The sequence below is a fragment of the Roseiarcus sp. genome, assembly GCF_052145395.1.
Classification (GTDB): domain Bacteria; phylum Pseudomonadota; class Alphaproteobacteria; order Rhizobiales; family Beijerinckiaceae; genus Roseiarcus.
This window is the reverse complement of record NZ_JBKQOT010000625.1, coordinates 1-3,687: the sequence shown is the minus strand read 5'-3', so window position 1 is coordinate 3,687 and position 3,687 is coordinate 1. Positions and strand designations below refer to the sequence as shown.

Sequence of the window (3,687 nt, the reverse complement as noted above, 5' to 3'; positions counted from 1 at the left end):
TATGACGCTCGGATTGTATTGACTTCGACCACAAGTGCCACGCAATCCTACTTTGGATGCAAGGCTGTCCTGTTGTGTTTTGGCGAAGAGAAATATTGTAAAGATTGGAATCGTGCCGATCGACCGCACTACCGCAAATATAGCTAGAAGACTTAACATATTTATGTTCCATCACGACGATATGCATTTTACTCGCATGAATTAGGTCGGAAAGGCCCGTCCCTTCGTGATTTATCTGGTCAGTTGCGACTTCGTCCATCAGAACCAAAAGTTCCGGTGGCGCGTGCATGGGAGTGCAGGCCTTGTCACCGTCGATAAAGAATACAAGGCGGCCGGCATCGTGCTCAAGCTGAGCCAGAACAGCCTTGTCGCCATAGGGCAGGCCTGCAGGCGTCTCAGGGTTCAAAGCGTAGACGCCGCGAAGGAACTGCCATTGGTCCCGCGTCAGTTCGATCCATTTGCCGTTCCGAGCGGTGACCGCGTTCTTCGGCACCGAGATGTCAACGCAGCGGACCATGGTGTTCTCGCCGGCCCAGACGGTTGGCGGTAAGATGATCAGAGCGCCTACGACAGCAAGACTTAGCTTGACCAACATTAGAAGTCTCCTAGAGCGAGCACTGCTCGAAAGCAGAAACACGCACGAAGAACTTGTCTTGTATTGGCAATTGTTACATCTAACTGTGATCAGACCAAGTGAAACGGACAAAATTCGGCTAAACGCCTTTAAATGACGCCTCGTCAACGGCGGTGGTCAACATGCGTTCTGGATGTGTCAGTTGATTGGTCAAACCGTGAACCAGCTTGCCGTACAAGCTCGCCATGACGTTCGATGAGGGCGATAAGAATATCCAGGGCGCGGCTGCCGAGATGAACGGGCTGATCCGCCTCCAATAGGAGGCGTTGCGTGGCAACAAACAGGAGGTCCCAAACAGGACGGTGGTTGCACCTGAAGCCTTTATCCGCGCATCATTCGTCGGCGGTCGGCGCACATTGGTTCTGTTGGTCGTCGATAGTGGGTTCAACATGGTGGGGGCCGGGCCCCAGCAACATGCGATCGGTATACCTCGTCAAGGCGACAGCCAAAGTCATGATGGTCTCACCCACGTTTCGGTTGCGGTTTCAGAGAGTTGAGATGCCAAGCTTCCGCTATGTCGTCATCAATCCCTGCTGCAGACGATAGCCCCTTCGATCTGCCCAGCCTACTTGTCAAAAGTCGCGCGGATCTTAGCGCTTTCAAGAGAGAAATCGCATGGAGGTGCAAGGGCACCAATACACCTCGGCGATCTCCACCCCGAGCGCACTGTGTATGACGTTACTGTAATATCGAGTCGTCTTGCTATTTTTAAGATTATGCCATGACGACCTGACGCAGAACCGGTCTCGGGCCCCCCAAGTCGTCGATCGCGACGAAGGTGAAGGTCGCGCCCGTGACCTTCTCCTGGCGGTCGGTGAGAAACCGTTGCGCCCAGGCTTCGACGTGAATTCTCGTTGAAGTCCGCCCGACTCGCTTGAGGGCTGTATGGACGCCGAGGAAGCGATGCCGCAGGCGATATCCATCTAGCTAACGACCCAGCCGCCGAAGACGTCGCCGTTGGCGTTGGTGTCCTTCGGCATGGCGCTCGTATTCCTGCTGGACTTCCTCCATCGTCGGGTGCGGCGGCCACGTAACGCCAACGCGACGGAGATAGTCGAGACAGACCTCGACGGCCTGGCCGAAACGGCCGAGGTTCGTGAAGACCGCCCCCCCGCAGACGGGTAATGGCGGCAAGGTCCACGAGCGTCCGGGCGCGGCTGGACAGCACCGAGAGCCGCTCTTCGGCCGCTGCAAATGCGCCAGTCAGGAACTCGCATTCGGCTTGGGCAAGTTCAAGCGCGAATGTGAGCGGCCCGCAACGCTCCCAGCAGCCTCTGGCATCAGCGCCCGACCGGCGGCAAGGTAGGTAATCGCCGAGGCGTACGCCGTCGAGGCCTTGGCGCGCTTGCCCGCTGTCAGGTTGAATTCGGCCAGTTGTTCGCGCTCCCCTGGCTCGGTGATCAGCGCCGAACCGCGGTTGAGCTGACCCGCGATCTCGAAGATCGCCTCTTCACGCCCCTCAGGAGGCGTCCGCGCGACGAGAATCCGCCCGATTCGGAGGTGGGCCGCGGCGCGGGTTGCCTCCGGGATTTGCGAGTAGGCGGCTTCCTGCACCCGGTCGTGGACAAACCTGTAAAGGCCTGGAAGGCGCTCGACCAGTTCAAGTCGGACCGCTTCCCACAGAGCCGCATGGACCTCATCCTACGAGGTCCCGAGCGTGGTCGCAAGCGTCGTGATGTCGGCGACATTGCCGAGACAGGCCAGCTGCTGCAACGCCTTCTGTCCTTCGTGCGGCAGGCGAGCGAGCTTGCCGACCATCAGGTCCACGACATTGTCGGCGTAGCCCTTGGCGTGAATGCGATCGACGTCCCAGGTCCAGCGCGCGGCGTCATGATCGAAAGCAAGCAGCCCCTCGGCGGCGAGCGCCTCAACAAATTGAATTACGAAGAACGGATTGCCAGCGGTCTTCGCGCCCACCAGCTCAGATAGCGGGGCGGCAGTCGTCGTATTGCAGCCGAGCGCGTCGGCAATCAGGAGCCCGACGTGTTGATGGTCGAGGGTTCCAAGCTTGATCTCGCTGACCTTCGCCCCGGAGCTCCGGATCGCCGTCAGCTTCCGCATCAGCGGATGGGCGGCCGCGACCTCGTTGTCCCGATAGGCGCCGACCAGCAATAGATGTCGAACGGCGGCTTCCCTCAGAAGATCCTCGATAAGGTCGACCGTCGCCGCATCCAGCCATTGAAGATCGTCGAGGAACAACGCCAGCGGGTGTTCCGACCGGGCGAACACGCCGAGAAAGCGCCGGAACACCAGCTGGAACCGCCCCTGCGCCCGCTGAGGCTCAAGCTCAGGAACCGGCGGCTGTTCGCCGATGACGAGTGTCAATTCGGGGATCAGGTCGGTCATGAGCCGACCGTTCGGGCCCACCGCTTCCAGGATCGCCTCGCGCCAGCGAGACAACTCAGCGTCGCTCTTGCTGAGGAGCGACCGCACCAGGCTCTGAAAGGCCTGCACCAGCGTCGAATAGGGGATTTCGCGCTTGTACTGGTCGAACTTGCCCGACGCAAAGAGCCCGCGCGGCGGCACAAGCGCCTTGTGCAGCTCATCGACGACCGACGATTTGCCGATGCCGGAATAGCCCGAGACCAGAACCAGCTCTGGCGCGCAGCCCCCGACAATGCGGTCGAAGGCGGCGAGCAAGGCCTCGACCTCGCGCTCCCTGCCGTAAAGCTTCTCAGGGATCAACAGCCGATCGGGCCTGTCGCCCTCGCCAAGCGCGAAGGGCTCGATGAGCCCCTTGAGTTCCCAGTCGGCGAGAGAGCGCCGGAGATCGTGCTCGAGGCCGGCGGCGATCTGGTAGCGATCCTCGGCCGTCTTGGCGAGGAGCTTCATGACGATCTCGGAGAGGACGGGCGGGACGGTCGGCAACCGCTCCGCCGGCGAAACCGGCGTCCGCGCGATGTGGCAATGGACCCACTCCATTGGGTCGGCGGCGCTGAACGGCAGGCGGCCGGTCAGCATCTGGTAGAACGTGACGCCGAGCGCATAGAGGTCGCTGCGGGAATCGATTGAGCGGTTCATTCGCCCGGTCTGTTCAGGCGCCATATAGGCGA

General features: G+C 60.6%; 1 protein-coding gene and 2 pseudogenes. All 3 read right to left on the bottom strand.

Annotated features, from left to right (window positions below):
• On the bottom strand, positions 1-595 hold a 595-nt coding region (locus ACLP25_RS21550), incomplete at its 3' end, for a hypothetical protein (RefSeq protein ID WP_442471190.1).
• A 753-nt stretch (positions 596-1,348) separates the two neighbouring features.
• Positions 1,349-1,614: pseudogene (locus tag ACLP25_RS21545) on the bottom strand (acyl-CoA thioesterase).
• A 1-nt stretch (position 1,615) separates the two neighbouring features.
• Positions 1,616-3,687: pseudogene (locus ACLP25_RS21540) on the bottom strand (ATP-binding protein); the annotation flags it as partial.